The 21,292-nt window shown below is 70.3% G+C and carries 19 protein-coding genes; 9 read left to right on the top strand and 10 right to left on the bottom strand.

Annotation, left to right across the window (positions count from 1 at the left end; all coding sequences use genetic code 11):
* Window positions 1-24: 24 nt before the first annotated feature.
* The 6 genes from NRP21_RS11100 to NRP21_RS11125 form a co-directional block, all read right to left on the bottom strand.
* On the bottom strand, window positions 25-1,020 hold the full coding sequence (locus tag NRP21_RS11100; protein ID WP_257716265.1) for a Bug family tripartite tricarboxylate transporter substrate binding protein: 996 nt from the start codon (window positions 1,018-1,020) through the stop codon (window positions 25-27).
* A gap of 137 nt (window positions 1,021-1,157) precedes the next feature.
* Entirely contained in the window at window positions 1,158-2,015 is an 858-nt protein-coding gene (locus tag NRP21_RS11105) for a GntR family transcriptional regulator (protein ID WP_308219878.1), read from the bottom strand.
* A gap of 78 nt (window positions 2,016-2,093) precedes the next feature.
* Window positions 2,094-3,563: a class I adenylate-forming enzyme family protein gene (locus tag NRP21_RS11110; protein ID WP_257716267.1), complete on the bottom strand. Its 1,470-nt coding sequence runs from the start codon at window positions 3,561-3,563 to the stop codon at window positions 2,094-2,096.
* Between the two features lie 17 nt (window positions 3,564-3,580).
* A complete protein-coding gene (locus tag NRP21_RS11115) occupies window positions 3,581-4,441 on the bottom strand; it encodes an amidohydrolase family protein (protein ID WP_257716268.1) in 861 nt (286 codons plus the stop codon).
* A gap of 16 nt (window positions 4,442-4,457) precedes the next feature.
* Window positions 4,458-5,603, bottom strand: a complete 1,146-nt coding sequence (locus tag NRP21_RS11120; RefSeq protein WP_257716269.1) for an acyl-CoA dehydrogenase family protein — start codon at window positions 5,601-5,603, stop codon at window positions 4,458-4,460.
* Between the two features lie 282 nt (window positions 5,604-5,885).
* Window positions 5,886-6,575: a hypothetical protein gene (locus tag NRP21_RS11125; RefSeq protein ID WP_257716270.1), complete on the bottom strand. Its 690-nt coding sequence runs from the start codon at window positions 6,573-6,575 to the stop codon at window positions 5,886-5,888.
* Between the two features lie 540 nt (window positions 6,576-7,115).
* Between NRP21_RS11125 and NRP21_RS11130 the strand changes: the two genes are divergently transcribed.
* From NRP21_RS11130 to NRP21_RS11160, 7 genes are all read left to right on the top strand, one after another.
* Window positions 7,116-7,595, top strand: a complete 480-nt coding sequence (locus tag NRP21_RS11130) for an ureidoglycolate lyase (protein WP_257716271.1) — start codon at window positions 7,116-7,118, stop codon at window positions 7,593-7,595.
* Window positions 7,595-8,515, top strand: coding sequence for an allantoinase PuuE (locus NRP21_RS11135; protein ID WP_257716272.1), 921 nt, complete (start codon window positions 7,595-7,597; stop codon window positions 8,513-8,515). Before NRP21_RS11130 ends, NRP21_RS11135 begins: the two co-directional genes overlap by 1 nt.
* A gap of 116 nt (window positions 8,516-8,631) precedes the next feature.
* On the top strand, window positions 8,632-9,498 hold the full coding sequence (locus NRP21_RS11140) for a substrate-binding periplasmic protein (RefSeq protein ID WP_257716273.1): 867 nt from the start codon (window positions 8,632-8,634) through the stop codon (window positions 9,496-9,498).
* Window positions 9,499-9,549: 51 nt separating this feature from the next.
* Window positions 9,550-10,221 (top strand): amino acid ABC transporter permease, encoded by a 672-nt coding sequence (locus NRP21_RS11145; RefSeq protein WP_257716274.1) that lies wholly within the window; start codon window positions 9,550-9,552, stop codon window positions 10,219-10,221.
* Window positions 10,222-10,231: 10 nt separating this feature from the next.
* Window positions 10,232-10,903: an amino acid ABC transporter permease gene (locus tag NRP21_RS11150; protein ID WP_257716275.1), complete on the top strand. Its 672-nt coding sequence runs from the start codon at window positions 10,232-10,234 to the stop codon at window positions 10,901-10,903.
* A gap of 4 nt (window positions 10,904-10,907) precedes the next feature.
* Complete coding sequence (locus tag NRP21_RS11155; RefSeq protein WP_257716276.1) at window positions 10,908-11,894, top strand: NAD-dependent epimerase/dehydratase family protein; 987 nt, start codon at window positions 10,908-10,910, stop codon at window positions 11,892-11,894.
* Between the two features lie 13 nt (window positions 11,895-11,907).
* Complete coding sequence (locus NRP21_RS11160; protein ID WP_257716277.1) at window positions 11,908-12,681, top strand: SDR family NAD(P)-dependent oxidoreductase; 774 nt, start codon at window positions 11,908-11,910, stop codon at window positions 12,679-12,681.
* 74 nt (window positions 12,682-12,755) lie between these two features.
* Here NRP21_RS11160 and NRP21_RS11165 read toward each other — a convergent pair whose 3' ends face one another.
* From NRP21_RS11165 to NRP21_RS11175, 3 genes are all read right to left on the bottom strand, one after another.
* Window positions 12,756-13,715 carry a Bug family tripartite tricarboxylate transporter substrate binding protein gene (locus NRP21_RS11165; protein ID WP_257716278.1) on the bottom strand — a complete coding sequence of 320 codons (960 nt, stop codon included), beginning with the start codon at window positions 13,713-13,715 and terminating at the stop codon, window positions 12,756-12,758.
* 228 nt (window positions 13,716-13,943) lie between these two features.
* Window positions 13,944-17,117 (bottom strand): efflux RND transporter permease subunit, encoded by a 3,174-nt coding sequence (locus NRP21_RS11170; protein ID WP_257716279.1) that lies wholly within the window; start codon window positions 17,115-17,117, stop codon window positions 13,944-13,946.
* A gap of 13 nt (window positions 17,118-17,130) precedes the next feature.
* Window positions 17,131-18,267, bottom strand: coding sequence for an efflux RND transporter periplasmic adaptor subunit (locus tag NRP21_RS11175; RefSeq protein ID WP_257716280.1), 1,137 nt, complete (start codon window positions 18,265-18,267; stop codon window positions 17,131-17,133).
* Between the two features lie 119 nt (window positions 18,268-18,386).
* Here NRP21_RS11175 and NRP21_RS11180 point away from each other — a divergent pair, with 119 nt between their 5' ends.
* Window positions 18,387-19,013 carry a TetR/AcrR family transcriptional regulator gene (locus NRP21_RS11180; RefSeq protein WP_257716281.1) on the top strand — a complete coding sequence of 209 codons (627 nt, stop codon included), beginning with the start codon at window positions 18,387-18,389 and terminating at the stop codon, window positions 19,011-19,013.
* A 58-nt stretch (window positions 19,014-19,071) separates the two neighbouring features.
* Here NRP21_RS11180 and NRP21_RS11185 read toward each other — a convergent pair whose 3' ends face one another.
* On the bottom strand, window positions 19,072-19,827 hold the full coding sequence (locus tag NRP21_RS11185) for a sulfite exporter TauE/SafE family protein (protein WP_257716282.1): 756 nt from the start codon (window positions 19,825-19,827) through the stop codon (window positions 19,072-19,074).
* Window positions 19,828-20,269: 442 nt separating this feature from the next.
* Between NRP21_RS11185 and NRP21_RS11190 the strand changes: the two genes are divergently transcribed.
* Window positions 20,270-21,280: a phosphotransferase gene (locus NRP21_RS11190; RefSeq protein ID WP_257716283.1), complete on the top strand. Its 1,011-nt coding sequence runs from the start codon at window positions 20,270-20,272 to the stop codon at window positions 21,278-21,280.
* Window positions 21,281-21,292 lie beyond the last annotated feature (12 nt).

Below are 21,292 nucleotides of genomic sequence, written 5' to 3' on the forward strand. Positions count from 1 at the left end.
GGCTCCCGGCGCGCAGGGGCGGCATCAGCCGGCGCGGATGCCGGTGGTCCGCGCGAAGTCGCCCCAGCGCTTCAGGTCCTCCGCGATCTTCCGGCCGAAGGAGGCCGGGTCGGTGCCCTCGATCACCATCCCGCTGTCCTGGACGGATGCCTGGTAGTCCGCGACGTTCAGCGCCGCGCCGAACTCCCGGTGCAGCCGCTCGATCAGCCAGCGGGGTGTCCCGGCCGGCATGGCGATGCCGTACCAGGAGTTCAGCTCGTACCCTGGATAGGTCTCGGCGATCGCCGGGAGATCCGGCAGGCGGGCCACCCGCGTCAGGGTGGAAACGGCGAGGCCCTTGAGGCGGCCGGCCTCGAGATGGCCCGTGACGGCCCCGATGCTGAAGAGGGCGAAGTCGATGCGGCCCGCCAGCATGTCGATGATGGGCTGGGTGGACCCGGTATAGGGCACGTGGAGCATGGGCGCCCCGGAGAGCTGGGACAGCAGCTCGGTGCCAAGATGCGTGGTGCTCCCCTGCCCGACCGAGGCATAGGTGAGCGGCTGGGGCGCCGCCTTCGCGATGGCGATGAACGAGGCCAGGTCGGTCGCACCGAGATCGGCACGGCAGACCAGCACGGTCGGCACGGAGGCGATCTGCATCACCGGCTCCAGGTCCTTCAGCGGATCGTAGGACACGTTCGACTGGAAGACCGGTGCCAGGGTCAGCGGCCCCGCATGGGCGAGCAGGATGGTGTAGCCGTCCGGCGGGGATCGCAGCGCGAGGGTGGTGGCGATGGTCCCGTTCGCGCCGGGGCGGTTCTCCATCACCACCGGCCGCCCGAGCGTAGAGGTCAACCTCTGGGTCAGCGGCCGGGACAGCAGGTCGGAAGGGCCGCCGGGCGGCCAGGGGTTAATCAGGCGGATCGGCCGGTCCGGCCAGTTCTGGCTCTGGCTCTGGCTTTGGGCCATGGCGGCCCCGGCCCAGGGTACGGCCGCCATGGCGCCGATCAGTGCGCGACGGCCAACGAGGCGCGTGGTCATGCAGGGTCTCCCATCAGATCACCGGATTCACGTGGATCGCCGTGCTTGCGTTTTCCGCTCCGGATTTGGCCCCGGATGTTCTGGTATGGTGGCGGCCAACCGTTGGTACGGCGCCAGCGCCCTTTCTGTGTGCCCGGTCATTCGGCGGCCTCGGCCGCGACGGCCCAGAGGGACCGGCCCGACCGCAGGACGCGCTGCATGTCCATTTGGTACTCGTAGAGCTCGGGCTGATAGAGCGCCTGGATGTACTCGACCACGCGCCCGCTCTCGTCCCGCACCTGCCGCCGGATGGAGAGCAGCGCGGTGCCCAGCGGGACGGCCAGGGCCTCCGCGACCATCGGGTCCGCCGCCCGGGCCGAGATGACCTGGTCCGCCCTGGACACCCGGTAGCCCGCCGCGTCCAGAAGGCTCAGCAGCGGCGCGCGGGCCAGGTCGTCCCGCTCGAAATGCCGGCCGATCTCCTCCGGCACCCAGGTGGTGAGATAGGAGAAGCGCTTCCCGCCGTGGCTGCGCACGCGGACGGACTTCTGCACCACGGCCTGGGGCGGGATCTCCAGCGCGGCCGCCACCTCGGGTGGCGCCGCGACATAGGCGAAGTCCAGGATGCTGACGCTGGTCTCGCGCCCCATGATGATGAGGCTCTCGAGCAGGCCGCGGAGGTCCTGCCGGAAGGGCGGCTCCGTTCCCACCCGCGCGAAGGTTCCCTTCCCGCGGGTCCGGTCGAGCAGCCCTTCACGGGCTAGATCATCCAGGGCGCGGCGGATGGTGATGCGCGCCACCCCGAAGCGTGCGGCCAGCTCGTGCTCGTTGGGCAGGGAGACCCCATCCGGCCAGGTGCCTTCCGTGATCTCCTGCCGGAGCACGGTGAAAATCCGGTGGTAGAGCGGCAGGGGCCCCTCGGTCCCGGATCGGCCTGCCTTTCGGCCGGGAGGGGATTTCCGCATGGCAGGGATGGCTCCAGGCTCGCGCGAGATGGTTCGGGGCGGGGCGACCATGACGCACGGCCCCGCGAGAGGCCAGGCAGGCCGGCCGGGGGCCGGCGCGCCGCGGGGCCGGGCCGGAACCACCGTGGGTCAGATGGCCGGCAGGGTTCGGGCGAGCTCCGCCTTCAGCACCTTGCCCGAGGCGTTGCGGGGCAGCTCCTCCACCACGAAGAAGGCGCGCGGCCGCTTGTAGGGGGCCAGCCGGCTGGCGCAGAGCGCCTCCAGCTCCGCCTGGTCCACGGGCTCGCGCGGCAGGATGAAGGCCGCGACCTCCTCGCCCATCTCCTTCGCGGGCCAGCCGACGACGACGGCCTCGTGCACCGCGGGGTGGGAGGCGAGGACCGCTTCCACTTCCATCGGATAGATGTTGATGCCGGCGCGGATGATCATGTCCTTCCGCCGCCCCCGCAGCCGGATGAACCCGGCCTCGTCCACCGTCGCCAGGTCGCCCGGCAGGAACCACCCGTCCTCGAAGGCGTCCGCATTCGCCTCCGCGTCGTCGAAGAACCCGCTGGCCACGCCGGGGCCGCGATAGGCCAGCCGGCCCACCTCGCCCGGCGGAAGGGGCTGCCCCTCGTCGTCGAGGACGCGGACCTCCACCCCGAAGACCGGGCGGCCCACGGAATCCGCGGCGCGGTCGATGTCCTCCGGGCGCAGAAGGGACACGCCGCCCCCTTCCGTCGAGGCGTAGTACTCATGGAAGCCCGCCGAGATGCGCTCCCGTATCAGGGTGCGCTCGTTGGCGTGCAGCGGCGCGCCGGAGGAGAGCAGCAGCGACAGGCGCTTCATGGGTGCCAGCGCCTCCGCCGGCAGGTCCAGCAGGCGCCGGATGAGGGTGGGCACGAGAAAGCAGCTCGTGGCCTCGCGCAGCTCGACCTCGCGCACCAGCGCCTCCGGCTTGTAGGGCGGCGGGAAGAGGACGACGGTGCCGCCGCAGAAGAGCTGCGACATCGCGAAGGTCCGCCCGCCCCCGAAGTAGAGCGGCGTGGCCGAGACATAGGTCTGCCGCGCATCCAGGCCGAGGTCGATCCAGTGGGTCCAGAACCGCCGGAGGAACTGGTAGTGGGTGACGACCGGGCCCTTCGGCCGGCCGGTCGTGCCCGATGAGAGTGAGACGAGCAGCGGCATGTCGCCGCAATCGGAACCGGTGGGAAATTCCAGCTCCGCTGGGGCAGATGCGGCGGCGGCCAGGAAGCCCTCGTCCAGCGCCACGCACCGAACGCCCTCGATCGGGGCGGCATCCGGCTCGACGAGCAGGATCCTGGCCCGGAAGCGGGTGGCGACCGACTGCTTCTCCGCATCCGTCCAGCGCACGTCGATGGGCAGGGTGATCGCGCCGAGCCGGGCCGAGGCGTAGAGCGCCAGCACGTGATCCGCCGTGTCCCGCAGCGCGATGCCCAGCACCTCCCCGCGCCCGATGCCGAGGGAGAAGAGATGGGCGGCCCAGCGCCGCACCAGCCCGTCCAGGTCGCGGTAGAGGATCACGCGCTCGCCATGGATCAGCGCCGCCTGGTCCGGCCGGGCCGCGACGTGGTGGGCGAGCGCGTCAGCGAGGTTCATCACCGTCCCGGCCCTCCTCAGGCGAGCTTGTAGATGCGAAGGGTGTTGTCGCGCAGCACGGCGCGCTTCGACTCCGGCCGGAGATCCAGCGCCTCGAATTCCTCGCGCGTCCGCTCGAAGCCGAGCACGGGGAAGTCCGTGCCGAAGATCACCTTCTTCCGGCCGTAAGTGTTCATGTAGTGGATGAGGGAGGCGGGCCAGTAGCGCGGGCTGTGGGCGTCCGTCCCGATGAAGACGTTCTGATGCTTCCAGGCCATTGCGATCATCTCGTCCATCCAGGGCACGCCGAGGTGGATGCCGATGATCTTCAGCTCGGGGAAGTCGCAGGCCACCGAATCGAGGGTGATGGGCCGCCCCACGGAGCGGCGGGGATAGCGCGGATCATAGACGAGGGATTGGCCGACCTGCAGCTGGACCGGGATGTCCAGCTCCACGCACTTGGCGTAGAACGGATACCACCGGGCATGGTCCGGCGGCAGCTCGTACCAGTGTGGGTAGAAGTGGGCGCCGATGAAACCGTGGTCGCGCACCGCGCGCTCCAGCGCCCGCACGCCGTCCATGCCTTCGGTGGGGTCCAGCCCGGCTAGGCCGCTGAAGCGGTCCGGATGCGCCGCCACCGCCTTGGCCACGAGATCATAGGGAACGTGGTAGCAGGCCGGGTGGCCGATCGTACCCACCTTTGCCGCGATCAGGAAGGACCGCTCGATCCGCGCCTTGTCCATACGGCGGAGCATCTCGTCGAGGGAGACACCCTGGAACGTCTCCGCATCCACGCCGATCTTGCCGCGGTAGAAGCTGCCCCGTTCCGGCCGGCCGGCCAGAGCCTCCTCCGTCCAGATGTTCACGACGGCATCGATCGCCCAGACTTCCTCGTCCACGTCCGTACCCATCCCCTCAAAGTCCCATTTCGCGCGCGATGATCTCTCGTTGGATCTCGTTAGCGCCTTCGCCGAACGTGTAGAGGCGCCCGTCACGCCAGAAGCGCTGCATGTCGCTCTCGGAGGAGTAGCCCGCCGAGGCGAGGATCTGCATGCCGTGATGGGTGACGTACTGCAGCGTCTCCGTCGCGATGACCTTCGCGGCCGAGGCTTCCCGCTGCGCCTTCTGCCCTGTCGCGATGAGCCAGCCGAGGTGCCAGACCGTCAGGCGGGACTGATCGACGCGCATCTGCATGTCGGCCAGCCGGTGCCGCACCGATTGCAGTGCGCCGAGGGGACGGCCGAACTGGACACGCTCCTTCGCGTGCGCCAGCGCGCAATCCACCGCCGCCTGCGCGCAGCCCGTGACCGTCGCGGCCATGGAGGCGCGCGAGTTGTGCAGCGTGGACATCATGTGGCGGAAGCCCTGGCCTTCCTGCCCCATCATCGCATGGTCGGGCACGAAGACGTCGTCGAAGCCGATGTCCCAGGAGGGCATGCAGTTGTTGCCGACCTTCGAGAGCGGCGTCATTGCCACGCCCTCTGCCGTGGGCGGCACCAGAAAGAGGGAGATCCCGCGGCTCCCGCTGCTCTCCGGATCGGTGCGGGCGGCGACGAGGAGGTAGTCGGCCCCCTTCGCGTCGCTGATCCACGTTTTCCTGCCCCGGATCCGCCAGCCGCCCTCCACCCGCATGGCGCGCGTGCGGATGGCCGATGCGTCCGTCCCTGCCTCGGGCTCGGTCAGGGCAAGCGCGATCAGGAGGCGCCCTTCCAGCAGCTTCGGCATCAGGGCCGCGCGTTGCGCCGCGCTGCCATAGCCCTTCACCGAGGCGATCCCGAAGCCAACAACGCGGTTGAAGATGGAGGCGACCATGTAGGCGTGGCGACCCAGCCGCTCCTGCACGAGCATGACGGTCCGCCAGTCCAGCCCCAGCCCGCCCTCCTCCTCGGGCACGGCCAGCCGGAACAGGCCCAGCTCACCGAGCGCCGGCAGCAGGTCGTAGGGGGGAACGTGACCGGCGTCGCGGCGGCGGATTTCGTCGGGCGGCAGCCGGTCCTGCAGGAAGCGATCGACTGAATCGAGGATGGCGAGCTGGGTCTCGTCCGGTGCGAAGTCAATCATGCGCGGGATCCGCGGCGCGGCTTCCGGAGGAGATGTGGATCGTCGGCCCCAGGCCATCTTGGAGGAGCATTCCGGGGCCGATCGTCATGTTGTACTAAAACTAGGACATATCGATACCGGCCTGTCAATCGCACCACGCCGCCTCGCGCCGCGCTCACGGCTGGGCCGCAATCGCGCCTCTTTACGGCGCGCAACGGCGCTCGGTGAAGCACGGAGACGCTGGATGGGTTGCCGATCCGGCACTCATCTCGTCGCTATCTGCCCGCGAAGGGACGGATGGCATCACGCGAACCAAGGATCCGCCTGGTGCATCCCGGAGTGCCCGTGCCCCTCCCAGTCATCCGAGCCGCCGTGGTGGCGGTGGTTCCAGGGCTCATCATGGGGGCGTGCTGGCCGGTGGGGGCGCTGGTGGGCCGCGAAGTCGATCGACACTTCGCTGTCTTCCGGCCCGATTCCGGAGGTGAAGGGCGGGGCTGAGAAGAACTCCCTGTACGTTTCCGGCGAGAGGAAATCGGCGAAGAACGGGTTGGCGAAGGTGCCGTCCTCAAGCGCGTAGCCGAAGCCGTTGCCCGTGAGCTGCTGGTCACCCGCGCGGATCAGGTTGTCCACGGCGAAGGGCTCGTTCCCCGGAACGGCCGTCCCGGTCGGCTGCAGGCCGATGATCCTCTCGCCGTTGCGCTCTCCGGCGATATCCGTGATTAGGTAGAAGCCCTGAGCATCGGCCGTATCCGCGGTTTTCAGGACGCCGTGCGCGAAGATGTCCTCGGCGCTGTAGCTCCAGCTCCACAGCAGCGCATCCTCCCAGGGCAGGACCTGCAGCATGTCGAGGTCGAAGCCCGGATAGTCGTCGTGGTGGTCGCCTGGGAAACCCTTGTCGCCATGGCCGCTGGCCGGTTGAATCAGGCCTGCCCAATCATCATGCCCGTGACCGCTGTGCCGCCCCTCGTCATTCCGATCGGCGTGACTGCCCATTCGTACCTCCCGTTCCTATCCGGCTCAGCAATCTGCTGGAAGCCGACCGCAGCCGAGGCTAGATACAGGCATTCCGTAACACAATCGAAACGTAAGCGCCGGGTCGGCCTGCTTGGGGATAGGCATCACGCCCTACGCCCTCACCCGCCACACGCGCGGCCAGCTCTCCGATTTCGAGCTGAGGGTTCGAGACCGCCTGCACGCCCCCTCCGCGCTGCCCGCCTTCAGGGCGGGCCTACGAGCCCCCGCCGGTGCCGGAGCTGCGCGTGCTGTTTGAGTTCCGGCAGCATCTCCATGCGCTGGTGCGGCTGCGCGCCTGCCTGACGCACCCGGTTGCCTGAAGACGTCTTGTCGTCCTGCCTTCCCCCTCGCCCCGCTGGCGTGGTTTGTGCTTTCCTCCCGGAAGGCCATCGCGATCTCGTCGTCGGGTGGCCAGCACTGGTCACGACGGCATATGGCGGGGCTTCGGGTCGTGCCTTGGACGGGAGCAACACGCCGTCTGCTCCCCCGCTCCGACCCTCCCGGGAGGCACATGGCAGGATGATATCGGTTCAGCCGCTGACGGAGGACGCTTTCGCGGCCTATGGCGAGGTGCTCACCGTTCCCGTCTCGAACGGGCGCCGGTCCTATGAGCGGGCGCTTCTCTCCACCCGGCCCGAGGCGAAGCCGGTCCTCACCTTCAGCCAGCGCGATCCCCTGGCGCTGCCCCTGCGCGTGCGGCAAATGGAGCGGCACGTCTTCTCCTCGCAGAGCTTCATCCCGCTGGCCCCGGCACGGTTCCTTGTCCTCGTTGCGCCCCATGCGCCGCAGGGCGGGCCGGACATGACGCGTGCCGAGGCCTTCCTGGCGGGCTTCGGACAAGGGATTACCTATGGTGCGAATGTCTGGCATCACGGCATGACCGTGCTTGATGCGCCCGCCCGCTTCGCCGTCCTGATATGGCAAGCCGGAACGGCGGAGGACGAGGAGTTCGTGGACGTGGCTCCCTTCGACCTGGACCTCCCGCAGGAGCTGCGCTGATGGCCTATGAGGTGCGCCGCGACTTCCGCGGCTACGGCGCCAATCCGCCCGATCCGAAGTGGCCGGGCGGTGCGCGAATCGCCGTGAACTTCGTCATGAATTACGAGGAAGGGTCGGAACTCTCGTATCCGGACGGGGATGGCGTCTCCGAATGGGGCGTCTCCGATTCCGGCGGCCAGGGTGCGGGCAGCGGGCGCGACCTCGCGGCAGAGGGGATGTTCGAGTACGGCTCCCGGGTCGGTTTCTGGCGGCTGATGCGGCTGTTCCAGGAGCGCGGCCTGCCCATGACGATCTTCGGTTGCGCCCTTGCCCTTGAACGCAACCCGGAGGCCGCGGCAGCGATCCGGGATTCCGGCTATGACGTGTGCTGCCATGGCTGGCGCTGGGTGAAGCATTTCCAGCTGCCCGAGGCCGAGGAGCGGGAGCACGTCCGCCGCGCCGTCGCCTCGCTGGAGAGGACGGTCGGGCATCGCCCGGATGGCTGGTACTGCCGCTATGGGCCCGGCGTGAACACGCGGCGCCTGCTCGTGGAGGAAGGCGGATTCCTCTATGACAGCGACAGCTACGCGGATGAGCTGCCCTGGTGGGTGACCGTGGAGGGCAAGGGGCACCTCGTCGTGCCCTACTCGCTCACCCACAACGACGGCAAGTACATGGGCAGCGTCGGCACCGCCGACGACTGGTTCGCCTTCATCCGCGACGGTTTTGACATGCTCTACGCGGAGGGGGGCGAGACGCCGAAGATGATGTCGATCGGCCTGCACATGCGCATGATCGGCCACCCCGCCCGCGCGATCGGCCTGGCGCGGCTGCTGGACCATATCGCCCGGCACGACAAGGTGTGGATCACGCGGCGCATCGACATCGCGCGGCACTGGGCTGCGACGCATCCCTATACGGGACGAGGACTGAACGAGTGATGGCATGGGGTTTGCTCGGCGGCCGTTGCTCAAGACCGGTCGGCACGAGCAAGCCCTGTCCAAACCCTGACCAAGCGGCCGTTCTGCGACCGAAGCACCGAACCGGAGCGATACCGATGATCCGATTGAAAGCCCTCGGGCACCTCTGCTGCGCCTCGCTGCTGGCGCTGGGCCTGCAGGCCGGCGCGATCGCGCAGGAGGCGGACCACCCCTCCAACGCGCCCATGGTCGTCGGCTCTGATTTCGGCGTGGCGCCCTGGATGGTGCGCGGGGCTGGCGGGCCGGAAGGGTTCGGCGCCGACCTGATCCGCGAGATTGGCAAGCGCCTCGGCCGTCCCTCGGTCGAGATCGTCGACATCAACTTCTCCGGCCTCTTTCCTGCGCTCTTCTCAAAGCGGATCGAGTTCACCGTGAACCCGCTGAACATCACGGCGGAGCGCGCCGCGCGCATGCTCTACACCGAGCCGTTCTTCGCCACCGGCAACGGCTTCATCATCCGCCAGGCGGACACGATGAACGGCTTCGAGGACCTGCGCGGCAAGGTGCTGGCCGTGAACCGCGGCACCATCTCCGACACCTGGGCGACGGAGAACGCGGCGCGCTACGGTTTCGAGGTGCAGCGCTACGACACCTTCCCGGACACCGTGCAGGCCGTGCTGACGCGCCGCGCCTTTACCGCGCTGAACGAGATTCCCACAACCGTCTATGCCGCCTCCCGAAACCGCGGAATCAAGGTCGGGTTCAAGGACTTCAATGGCCGCAACTTCGGCTACGCCTTCCGGCTGGAGGACGCCGAGTACCGCAACCGGGTGGAAGGCGTACTGGAGTGCATGAAGCGCGACGGCAGCCTGCGCGGCCTCTACGAGAAGTGGTACGGCGAGGCACCCGCCGAGGGTTCCTCCCTCACCACCGTCTATGACGGCTACGGCGCGCCGGGCTTCGAGGGCCACGACGCCACGCCGCACGCCGCCAGCTGCGGCTGAGACCGATAAGGGGGCGGGGCTAGTGATGGCCCTGCCCTCCGGGGACGCGTTATGGAACGGCTGATCGATCACTACTTCAACGCGGCCGTCATGGCTGGCGCCCTGCCGGAGGTGCTGCGCGGCTTCAGTATCACGGTGATGGTCTCGCTCTGCATCATCGCCCTCGGGCTGAGTCTCGGGCTGGCGCTGGCTCTGCTGCGCTGCGCGCCCGTGCGGCCGCTGCGCTGGGTGGTCGCTGCCTATGTGGACGTGTTCCGCACGCTGCCGCAGCTGGTCATCATCATCGTCCTCTACTTCGCGCTCCCCTACTTGGATCTCGCGCTCTCGCCCTTCGCCACCACGGTGCTCGCGCTGGGCTGCGTCCTCTCCGCCTTCGCGGCCGACATCTTCTACGCCTCCATCATGGCGGTCCCGCGCGGCCAGTGGGACGCGGCGCGGGCGCTGGGGCTGCGGACCGGGCGCGTCTTTACGCATGTTGTGCTGCCCCAGGCCATCACCCTGGCGGTGCCGCTGCTGACCAACCGCGCCATCGCCATCGCCAAGGGCACCGCCCTGGGCTCCGCCGTGGCGCTGCCGGAGGCGCTGAGCAGCGCGCAGAGCGTGACGGCCATTACGGCCAACCCCTCCCCCCTCACCCTGGCGGCGGCCTTCTACCTCGCCTTCTTCATCCCCCTCGTGATCCTCAGCCGCTGGCTTGAGCGGCGCGCGGCGCGGGCGGGCTAGGCGCCGGGCAATGCAGGAACTCATCGACAATTTCGCCAACCTGGACAGCCTGATAGATGTCTATCCTCTGCTGCTGCAGGGGCTCTGGCTTACGCTTCTTCTCGCCGCGGTGGCGCTGCCCACGGCGCTCGCGGGCGGGCTTACCGTCGCGCTGCTCTACAGCTTCGGCGGCAAGGTCACGCGCCGCCTCCTCATCGTGCTGATCGATTTCCTGCGCGCCTTCCCCGTCCTCGTGCTGCTCGTACTTGTCTTCTACGGGCTGCCCTTCCTCGGCATACGCCTCGGCAGCTTCGCCGCGGTGGTGCTCGCGCTCGGGCTGAACAACACGGGTTATTTCGGGGAGATTTTCCGCGCCGGCCTTGCCTCCATCCCGCGGGGGCAGGCGGAGGCCGCGACGGCGCTCGGCCTCAGCCGCTTCCAGGTCCTCGTCCTCGTGTTGCTGCCGCAAGCCGTGCGGAAGGTGATGGCCCCGCTCGCCGGCAATGCACTGGAGCTGGTGAAGACCACGTCCATCGGCGCGCTGGTGGCCATGCCGGAGCTGCTTCGCTCCGCCCGCGTGGCGCAAGAGCAGACCTACAACCCGACTCCGCTGATGGCGGCGGCGTTGATCTACTTCGTCCTCCTCTGGCCTTTCTCCCACTGGGTGGCGGTGCTGGAGCGGCGGGCGATCGCGAGGCACTGACCCCATGGCCGTCCTACTTACCGGCGCAACCGGCTTCGTCGGCTTGAACATCGCTCACGCCTTGCTGGCACGGGGTGAGAAGGTCGTGCTTTTCGCGCCGGCGCCACCGCCGGAAGCCCTGGCCGGCGGCTCGCTTGCCGATGCGTGCTTCGTGGCCGGCGACATCCGCGTGCCGGACTCCCTGGATCGCGCCTTCGCTGCCCAGGCTATCGATCGCGTCATCCACGCCGCCGCCCTCACGCCCGATGCCCAGGCCGAGGCCGAGCGGCCGGATGTGATCACCGAGGTGAACCTGGGCGGCACCGTGCGCCTCATGCAGGCCGCGCACCGGGCCGGCGTGCGGCGGGTGCTCGGGCTCAGCTCCGTCGCGGTCTATGGCTACGCCGCGCCGGCAGCCGACGGGCGGCTGCACGAGGAATCAACCCCGCCGCAGCCCGCTGCCCTCTACGGGATTACCAAGCTCGCGGCGGAGCAGGCCATCCATCGCCTCGGCGCCCTCTACGGCATCGAGACGCTGACCGTGCGCCTCGGCCCCTGCTTCGGGGCGCGTGAGCACGCAACCGGCGTGCGCCCGCTGCTCTCGCCGCACTGGCAGTGCGCGGAGGCGGCGCGTGCCGGGCGGGATTGCGTGCTGCCCCGCCCCATGGCGGCCGATTGGATCGATGTGGAAGAGGCGGCGGGCGCAATCGCCGACCTCCTCGCGGTGCCGTCCCCGCCGCACCGCATCTTCAATCTCGGGGGCAGCGCCCTGACCACGGCCGCGGCCTGGTGCGAGGCACTCGCCTCACTCCACCCGGGCTTCCGCTGGCGCATCGATGCCGGGGCGCCCACGGTTCGCTACGGGCTGGAGCGGGACCGCGCGCCGATGGAGACGGGCCGCCTGCGCGCGGCGATCGGGCGCGCACCCTTCACGAAGGACCTGGCCGGGATCGCCCGGCGCTACCTGGCCTGGCGCAACAGCCCCGAGGGTATCGCCCTCTGCGGCGCCTGAAGAGAGGACGAGCATGGCAAGGCTGGCCGGCAAGGTCGCGATCGTGACAGGTGGGTCCTCGGGCATCGGTCGCGCGATCGCGCGGCTCTTCGCGCAGGAGGGCGCACGTGTCGTCGTCGCCGACGCGACGGAGGAGGTGGTGGAGGGCGGCGAGCCCGTGCTGGAGGCGATCCGGGCCGATGGGCACGGGGCGGAGTTCATCCGCTGCGACGTATCCCGCGCCGCGGAGGTGGAGGCCCTCTTCGCCGAGACGATTGCGCGCCACGGCAGCGTGGACATCCTCGTCAACAACGCCGCCATCCGCGCCGGCAAGCCGCTGGCCGAGACGGAGGAGGCGCTGTGGGACAGCGTGATCGCCGTCAACCTGAAGGGTGCTTTTCTCTGTGCCCGCGCCGCCGTGCGGCAGATGCTGCGGCAGCCCGTGGTTGAGGAGGCGCGGGGACGCATCGTCAACATCTCCTCCCAGCACGGCATGATCGCCGCGCCGGAGGACTTCGCCTACGGGGTCAGCAAGTCCGGCCTCGTCTACATGACGCGGCAGATCGCGGCGGATTACGGGCGCCAGCACATCGTTTGCAACGCCGTGGCGCCGGGCAAGATCCTGACGGGGAAGTCCGGCCGTGCCATCGAGCCGCGCTGGATCGTCTACTCCGAGGCGCGCACGCCGTTTCCGCGCCTCGGCGCGCCCGTGGATGTCGCGCGCGCCGCGCTCTTCCTCGCCAGCGGCGAGGCGAGCTTTGTCAACGGCCACAACCTCATGGTGGATGGCGGCTGGATGGCGGCGTGACGCTGTGCGCTTGAGCGGCCTCGCCCACGCCACATCCGGGGTGCCGGAACAATGGTTCCGTGGCTGGGTCGGGCTCAGTCGCGCCAGGGGTGTTGCGCCCAGAGCTTCTCGAAGTCTGTCCGCAAGGTGGTCAGCTCGGTGCGGTACTCGTCGGGGCCGAGGAAGCGGAGCGGCAGGGTCTGCTGGGTGGCGAGGCGCCGGAACTCCGGATTGTCCACGATGCGGCGCATGGCATCGGCGAGGCGGTTGAGGATCGCGGGCGGCGTGCCGGCGGGCGCGCCGACGCCGCGCATGGAGGACTGGATCACGTCGTAGCCCTGCTCCCGGAAGGTGGGCACGTCGGGCATGCCCTCCCAGCGGGCGGTGGACATCTGGCCGAGCGCGCGGGCGGTGCCCTGCTGCGCATCCGGCAGCCCCTCGCTCATGTTGACGGAGGCCAGCGTTACCTGGCGGGTGAGGAGGGCGTTCCGGGTCTGGGCGGCGCCGTTGTAGGGAACGTGGGTCATCCGCACCCCGGCCTGGCGGGAGAAGGCAAGGGCGGCGAGGTGGTCGTCAGAGCCGATGCCTGTGGTGGCGTAGGTCACCTTCTCCGGGTTGGCCTTCGCGTAGGTGACGAGGTCGGCCAGCGTGCGGTGCGGGCTGTCGCTGGGGACGAAGAAGCCGCCAGGGTCGTCCACGATGTTCGCGATCGGGGCGATGTCGTCGAGCTTGTAGCCGGTGCGGCGCTCGATCGGCATGGTGACGATGTTGGGGGTGTTGAGGAACCCGATCGTGTAGCCGTCCGGCCGGGCGCGGGCGAGCTCGCCGAAACCGATCTCGCCGCCGGCGCCGGCCCGGTTGAGCACCGGGACGGGCTGGCCGAGCTCGCGCTCCAGGAACTGCGCGAGAGTGCGGGCGGCGATATCGGTGCCGCCGCCGGGCGGGTAGGCGACGATCATCTGGACCGGGCGGTCAGGGTAGGCGGCCTGCGCCCGGGCCCGGTGCCCGAGCGCAGGGGTGGCAGCGAGGGCGGCGACGAGTGTGCGACGTTGCATCCTGGTGGGCTCCCGTTTCATCGCCGCTTCGGGCGCGGCGTTGGGCGGGAGGGTGGCACGTGCGGTGGAGGCTGCGCCACCACCGCACTTCGCCTTCCGGGTCGAACCGTCGACTCGCCTCCCCATTGATGAGGGAGTGACCCACCGGCCCCGGCCAGCTGGCCCCCTCCCCTTCTCCCTTCCCACCCGGACCAGGGCGTCAACCCTGGTCCGGGTGCGGCACTGCATTCAGGTCGCCGCCGGTTCCAGCGCTGCCGGCCGGGCGCGCTCCCGGCGCGCCATCGCCCGGGCCACGACGTAGAAGACCGGGGTGAAGACCAGCCCGAAGCCGGTCACCCCCAGCATCCCCGCGAAGACGGCGGTTCCGAGGCTCTGACGCATCTCCGCGCCCGCACCGGTGGCAACCGCCAACGGCAGCACGCCGAGGATGAAGGCGAGCGAGGTCATCAGGATCGGGCGGAGGCGCGTGCGGGCCGCGGCCTCGGCGGCCTGCCAGCGGGTCATGCCCTCCCCCTCGGCGTGGCGGGCGAATTCCACGATCAGGATCGCGTTCTTCGCCGCCAGGCCAATCAGGACGACCAGCCCGACCTGGACGAGCACGTTGTTGTCCAGGCCCCGCCACACCACGCCCGTGAGCGCGGCCAGCACCGACATCGGCGCGATGAGCACCACGGCCAGTGGCAGCAGCCAGCTCTCGTAGAGCGCGGCCAGGAGAAGGATGACGAAGACGACCGCCAGCCCGAAGGCGATCGGCGCGGTGTTGCCCTGCGTCGTCTCCTGCAGCGCGATCTCCGTCCACTCGAAGCCGAAGCCCGGGGGCAGCTCCTGCCGGAGCATCTCCTCCATGGCCGCGATCGCCTGGCCGGTGGAGACACCGGGCTTGGGCGCGCCCTGCACCTCGGCGGCGGGGTAGAGGTTGTATCGGGGCACGCGGTAGGCCGCGCTGTCCTCCTCCAGGCTGGCCAGGGCGCCGAGCGGCACCATGGCCCCGGCCTCGTTCCGCGTGCGCAGCAGGGCCACGTCGCGCGGCGTCAGTCGCTGCGTCTCCTCCGCCTGGGCCGTCACGCGGTAGGTGCGGCCGAGGATGTTGAAGTCGTTCACGAAGGTGGAGCCGAGATAGGTGGACAGCGCCTCCGAGACGCGGGAGAGCGGCACGCCGAGCATCTCGGCCTTCGTCCGGTCCACCTCGGCCCGCAGGGTGGGGGTCTTGGTGTTGAACAGGGTGAAGGCCATGGCGATCTCCGGCCGGGCATTCGCCGCTGCGACGATCCGGTTCGTCACCTCCTCCAGCGCGCGGGCGCCGCGGTCGCCCCGATCCTGGATGTAGAGCTTGAAGCCGCCGCCCGTGCCAATGCCCGGCACGGAGGGCGGCGGGATGACGAGGGCCAGCGCATCCCGCTGCTGCATCAGGCGCGCCTGGACCGCCCCGGTGATCCCCGCGAAGGTCAGGTGCTGCGCCTCGCGCTCCTCGAATGACTTGAGGTTGACGAAGATCACGCCGGAATTCGGCGCGTTGGTGAAGGTGGCGCCGTCAAAGCCCGTGAAGGCGATGGAGTTGGCGACGCCCGGAACCTCCAGCACGTCCCGCGTCGCCTGGCGGATCACCGCGTCCGTGCGGGCGAGGGAGGCGCCGGGCGGCAGCTGGAAGGCGGCGATGAGGTAGCCTCGGTCCAGTGGCGGGATCAGCCCGGTGGGGGTGGTCCAGACCGTCCATCCCGTCAAACCCAGCAGCCCGGCGAAGAGGACCAGCAGCACCGCCGAGAGCCGCACGAGCCGGCGCGTCAGGGCGCCGTAGCCGATGGAGAGCCTGTCGAACATCCAGTTGAAGCCGCGGAAGAACAGCCCGAAGGGCGCCCCCACCCAGGCCCGCCACCCCGTTGCCTTCTCATGCGAATGGGGCCGCAGCAGCAGCGCGGCCAGGGCCGGCGAGAGCGTGAGCGAGACGAGGGCCGAGAGCAGGGTGGCCACCGCGATGGTCACGGCGAACTGCTTGTAGAAGGAGCCGGACAGCCCCTCGATGAAGGCGGTGGGCACGAAGACGGCGCAGAGGACGAGGGCGATGGCCAGCAGTGCGAAGCCCACCTCGTCCATGGTGCGGCGCGTGGCGGCAACGGGGTCCATCCCCTCCGCCATGTGCCGCTCCACGTTCTCCACCACCACGATGGCGTCGTCCACCACGATGCCGATGGCCAGGATCAGGCCGAACATGGACAGGTTGTTCAGCGAGATCCCCAGCGCCGCCATGAAGGCGAGCGTGCCGATGATGGAGACGGGGATGGCCGCCAGCGGGATGATGGAAGCCCGCCAGGACTGCAGGAACAGAATCACCACCAGTACGACGAGGATGATGGCTTCCACGAAGGTGTGGACCACCGCCTCCATCGACTGCTCGATGAAGCGTGTGGTGTCGTAAACCGTGTGGTAGGCCAGGCCGGGCGGGAAGTCCTTCTTCAGCTCTTCCAGCGTGGCTCGCAGCGCGGCGGCGGTGGCGAGCGCGTTGGAGCCCGGGCGCTGGAACACCGGCATGGCCACGGCCTTGTCGGCATCCAGGTAGGCGCTGAGGGTGTAGTCCTGCGCGCCCAGCTCCACCCGCGCCACGTCGCGCAGCCGCAGCGGCGCGCCGGCCTCGCTCGTGGCGATCACGATGTCGGAGAATTCCTCCACGTCGCGCAGGCGACCGAGGGCCTGGATGTTGAGCTGGAAGGCGCCGTTGGAGGCGGCGGTGGGCGGCTGGTTCAGGCCGCCGGCGGCCACCTGCACGTTGGCCCGGCGCAGCGCGTCCAGCACCTCGCCCGGCGTCAGGCCGCGGGCGGCCACCTTCGCCGGGTCCAGCCAGATCCGCATGGCGTAGTCGCGCGCGCCGAACACCTGCACGTCTCCCACGCCGTCCAGCCGGGCGATGCGGTCCTTCACGTTCAGCATCGCGTAGTTGGAGATGTAGCTCTCGTCGCGCGAGCCGTCCGGCGAGGTGAAGTGGATCACCATCATGATGTCCGGCGAGGCCTTGCGGACGGTGATGCCGAGGCGCCGCACCTCCTCGGGCAGCCGCGCCTCGGCCACCGCCATGCGGTTCTGGACGAGGACCTGCGCCTGGTCCACGTCCACGCCCTGGCGAAAGACGACGTTGACGGAGAGCCGCCCGTCGCCCGTGGCCTGGGAGGAGACGTAGAGCATCCCCTCCACCCCGTTAATTTCCTGCTCGATCGGGGAGGCAACCGTCTCCGCGATCACGGCGGCGGAGGCGCCGGGATAGGTGGCGGCGATGGTGACGGTAGGCGGTGCGATCTCCGGGTACTCGCTGATCGGCAGGCGGAAGCCGGAGATGGCACCGATCAGCACGATGGCGATGGAGATGACCGAGGCGAAGACCGGCCGGGATATGAAGAACTGGGCGAAGCGCATGGCGGCGGCCCTCTCAGCGTGCCTGGGCCAGGCGGGCGGGGGAAAGGGGCTTTACCTCCGCCGTCACCCGCCCGCCGGGGCGCGCCAGGTGCAGCCCGGCCGTGATCACCTGGTCCGCCGGGGAGAGGCCGCCGCGCACCACGCGCATCCCGTCCACCACGGGGCCAAGGGTGACGGGCTTGGCCACCACCGTGCCGTCCGCGGCCACTGTCATAACCACCCGCGCGGCTTGGTCGGCGGCGATGGCGGCGTCCGGCACCATCAGCACCTCCCCTTCCCCTGCGCGGAGCCGAAGCCGGGCGAAGGTGCCGGGGGTGAGGAAGAGGTCGGGATTGGGGAGCGTGGCCCGGGCACGGATGGTGCCGGAACGGGCGTCCAGCGCCGTGTCGAGGAAGTCCAGCCGGCCCTGGCGGTCCCACTCCGTCTCGTCGGCCAGCCGCAGCCGCACCGGCTCCGGCACGCCACCTTCCGGGCGGGACGTGCCGCGGCGGGTGAAGCGGAGGAGGTCGGCCTCGCTCAGGTCGAAGGTCGCGTAGATCGGGTCCAGGGCCACGATTGTGGTCAGCAGGGTGGTCCCGGCCTGGACGAGGTTGCCGGCGTCCACCCGCCGGTCCGAGACGCGGCCGGATTGCGGGGCGCGCACCTCGGCCCAGCTCCGCTCCAGCTCGGCCTGGCGCAGCCGGGCGCGGGCGTCGGCGATGCCGGCCTCCGCGTCCCGCTGGGCGGCGCGGCGGGTGTCCAGCTGGGCCTGGGGCGCGAAGCGGTCCCGGACGAGGGAGGAGGTGCGGTCGATCTCCTGACGCGCCAACTCCAGCTTCGCCTCGGCGCGGGCCAACTCGGCGCGGGCGCTCTCGATGGCGATGTCGAAGGGCCGCCCGTCGAGGGTGAAGAGAAGGTCGCCCGCGCGGACGATCTGCCCGTCGCGGAAATGCACCCGCTCCACCTGGCCGGAGACGCGGGGGCGCAGCTCCACACGGGCCGAGGGCTCCAGCCGCGCGATGTGCTCCTCCCACTCCGTGATGTTCCGCCGCAGCGGCTCGGACACGGTGACGGTCGGGGGCGCCGGCTGCGCCGCGAGGGAGAATGGGAGAAGAGGGAGGGCAAGAGCGAGCGCCAGCGGCGCGAGGCTCTTGCGGAAAGGGGTCGGCATGGCCAATCTCCGGGGGTCGGATGTAACCGACCGGTTCGTCTACAACGATACGAACCGGTCGGTCACATTACAAGCCCCGCCGGTCCGTGCTTTACGCCCGGCAGAATGGAGAGGTGGAAGTGAGCGAAGCGCCCGCGACTCCGCAGCGCCGATCGGCGGCGCAGCGCCTGAGGGAGGTGGCCCGGGACCTGTTCTATCGGCAGGGCATCCGCGCCACGGGAGTCGAGGAGCTGTGCCGGGTGGCCGGCACCACGAAGATCAGCCTGTACCGGGCCTTCCCATCCAAGGATGAGCTGGTGGCCTGCATCCTGCGCGACGACTGCGAGCAGGAATCGGCCTGGTACCAGGTGGCCCTCGGCCCGGATCTTCCGCCGCGGGAACGCCCCTCGGCCTACCTGGCCGCGGCCGCGGCGGAGCTGCGCCAGCCCGGCTTCCGGGGCTGCTCGCTCGGCCTCGCCATCGCGGAGTTCCCCGATCCCGAGCACCCCGCCCGGAAGGTGGCCGACAACTACAAGCGCGGGATGCGCGACGCGCTGCGCCGGATGTGCGCGGAAGCCGGTGCCCACAACCCGGACATGCTGGGCGACTCGCTGATGATGCTGACGGAGGGGGCGTTCTCCTCCGCCGCCTATCTCGGGACCGACGAGGCCGCGGCCGCGCTGGAGCGGGCCGGCCAGCAGCTCCTGGCCTCTGCCCTGCCGCCGGGATCCGGGGCCTCCTCCTGCCGCTCGTCCGCGGAGGGCTAGCCCGCCCAGCGGAGGCCCGGCCCGTGCGGTCCGGGCTTCCTCTGCTGTCAGCCGGCCTTCATGCCCAGGCCCGCCAGAAGAAGGCGGCCGTCATGGCGGCGCTGAAGACGATGACGAAGCCCCGCAGGACAGGCGCCGGCATCCGGCTGGCCAGGATAGCCCCCAGGTAACCGCCGATGATCGCGGCGACGAGCATGATACCCGTGGCCGGCCAGTGCACGGGGCCCGCCAAGGCGAAGCAGAGCACCGCGACGAAGTTGGCCGCGCTGACCAGGATGGTGCGGAGCGCGCTCATCGCCTTGATGTCGAGGTCGCCCAGCAGTCCCCAGGCGGCCAGCATCATGATTCCGACTCCGCCGCCGAAGTAGCCGGCATAGACCGAGAGCAGAACCTGGGCGCCGAGCACGGCGCCGCGCCCGATCCGCACCCGCTGGCGCAGGGCGGCGCCGAGCGGGCGGCCGAAGGCGAAGGCCAGGGTTCCGACCAGCATGAGCCAGGGCAGCAGCCGGTCGAAGGCGCGGGAGGTGGTCGCGAGGAGCAGCAGCGCCCCGGCCAGCCCGCCCAGGAAGCTGATCAGCAGCATGATGCGGAAGGGAATGCCGTGCAGGGCGCGGTAGTCCCGCCGCCACGCCCAGGCGCTGGCGAGCGTGCCGGGGAGCAGCGCCACGGTGCTCGACGCGTTGGCCGCGATCGAGGGCAGCCCCACGAAGACCATGGCGGGGATGGTGATGAAGGAGCCCCCGCCGGCGGCCGCGTTCATCGCGCCCGCCAGCAGTCCCGCCCCGAGGAGGATGAGTGTCGCGTCGAGGTCCATGGGCCTTAGACCGCCCCCGATGCATGCGGTTCCGTCACGTGGATCCTCCCGGCTCGTTTGCCCGATCAAGCGCGACCGGACCACGCGGCGCAAGCTCCAGGCCCGCGACGAGAGTACCCGGAGGGGACCATCATGCCCGCCGAGGCGGGGGCGGAGCGCGGCGCTCCTCTGCCGAGGTGATCTCGGCCCCCTTGCCGTCGTGCCGGGCGAGCGCCTCGGTAATTTCGCGGTGCTGGGGGACGGAGACGAGCAGCGCCGCCCAATACAGGCAGTATTCGCCCCACCTAGGGCCCGACCCGCAGCCAGACGGGCCGGTTGGCCGCGCAGAGCACCGGCGAGTAGCTGGCACGGTACATGGCACTCTGGGATGTCGCTTCGTGGATGCCAGAAGTGGCATTCCATATTCTGGCACCTTGCCCGGATCGCGGCTAAGTCGAGATCAATGCTGATCCACCCGATCCACGACCCGCTGATGCTGGCCGCGCCGCCCGTGATCGGGGCGCTGCCGCTGGCGGAGGCGCTGCGCCGGGACTGGGGCCTGGGCGGCGTATTGCACCCGCTGGGCGGGGAGCGGGACCGGAACTTCCGACTGGAGCGCGAGGGCGCACCGCCGCTGCTGGTAAAGCTGGGGCACCCGGACGAAGATCCCGCGATCACGGATTTCCAGACACGGGCCCTGCTGCATCTCGAGGCGGCGGCGCCCGACCTGCCGCTTCCGCACATGGTCCGCGCGCGCAACGGGGCGACGGAACGGGCGCACCCGGCTGAGGACGGGCGGACCTGCCTGCTGCGCGTGCTCACCTACCTGCCCGGGAGGCCTGTCGCACCGCCTGTGCCGGCGGAGGCACTGGGTGAACTCACGGCGCGGCTGGACGCGGCGCTGGCGGGCTTCGCGCACCCGGCGGACGCGCGGCGGCTGCTCTGGGACATCCGGGAGGCGCCGTCCCTGCGGGAATTCCTTCCGGACGTGGCCGATGCCGGGCTGCGGCGGTTGGCGGAGGCGGCGCTGGACCGCTTCGAGGGCGGTCCCTCGGCTGCGCTGACCGCGCTGCCGATGCAGGTGATCCACAACGACCTGAACCCGCATAACGTGCTGGCGGATGCGGACGGACAACTCGCCGGCATCATCGATTTCGGCGACATGGTGCGCGCCTCGCTGCTGCAGGAGGTGGCGACGGCCTGCGCCTATCTCGTGCAGCCCGGGGGCGCACCCCTGGCGGGGCCTGCGGCTTTCGTCGCGGGGTATCGGCGCGTGCTGCCCCTGCCCGATGAACAGGCGGCCCTGTTGCCGGCGCTGATCGCGACCCGGATGGCGATGACGGTGCTGATCACCCATTGGCGCGCGCGGCGGCAGCCCGAGAACGCGGCCTATATCCTGCGCAACATGCCCGGCGCGCGGGCGGGGCTGGAAGCCCTGGCGCGCGGCGCGGATGCGCGGGCCTTCGAAGGATAGACGCGATGCCCG

This window comes from Roseomonas populi (assembly GCF_024594815.1).
Lineage (GTDB): Bacteria > Pseudomonadota > Alphaproteobacteria > Acetobacterales > Acetobacteraceae > Roseomonas > Roseomonas populi.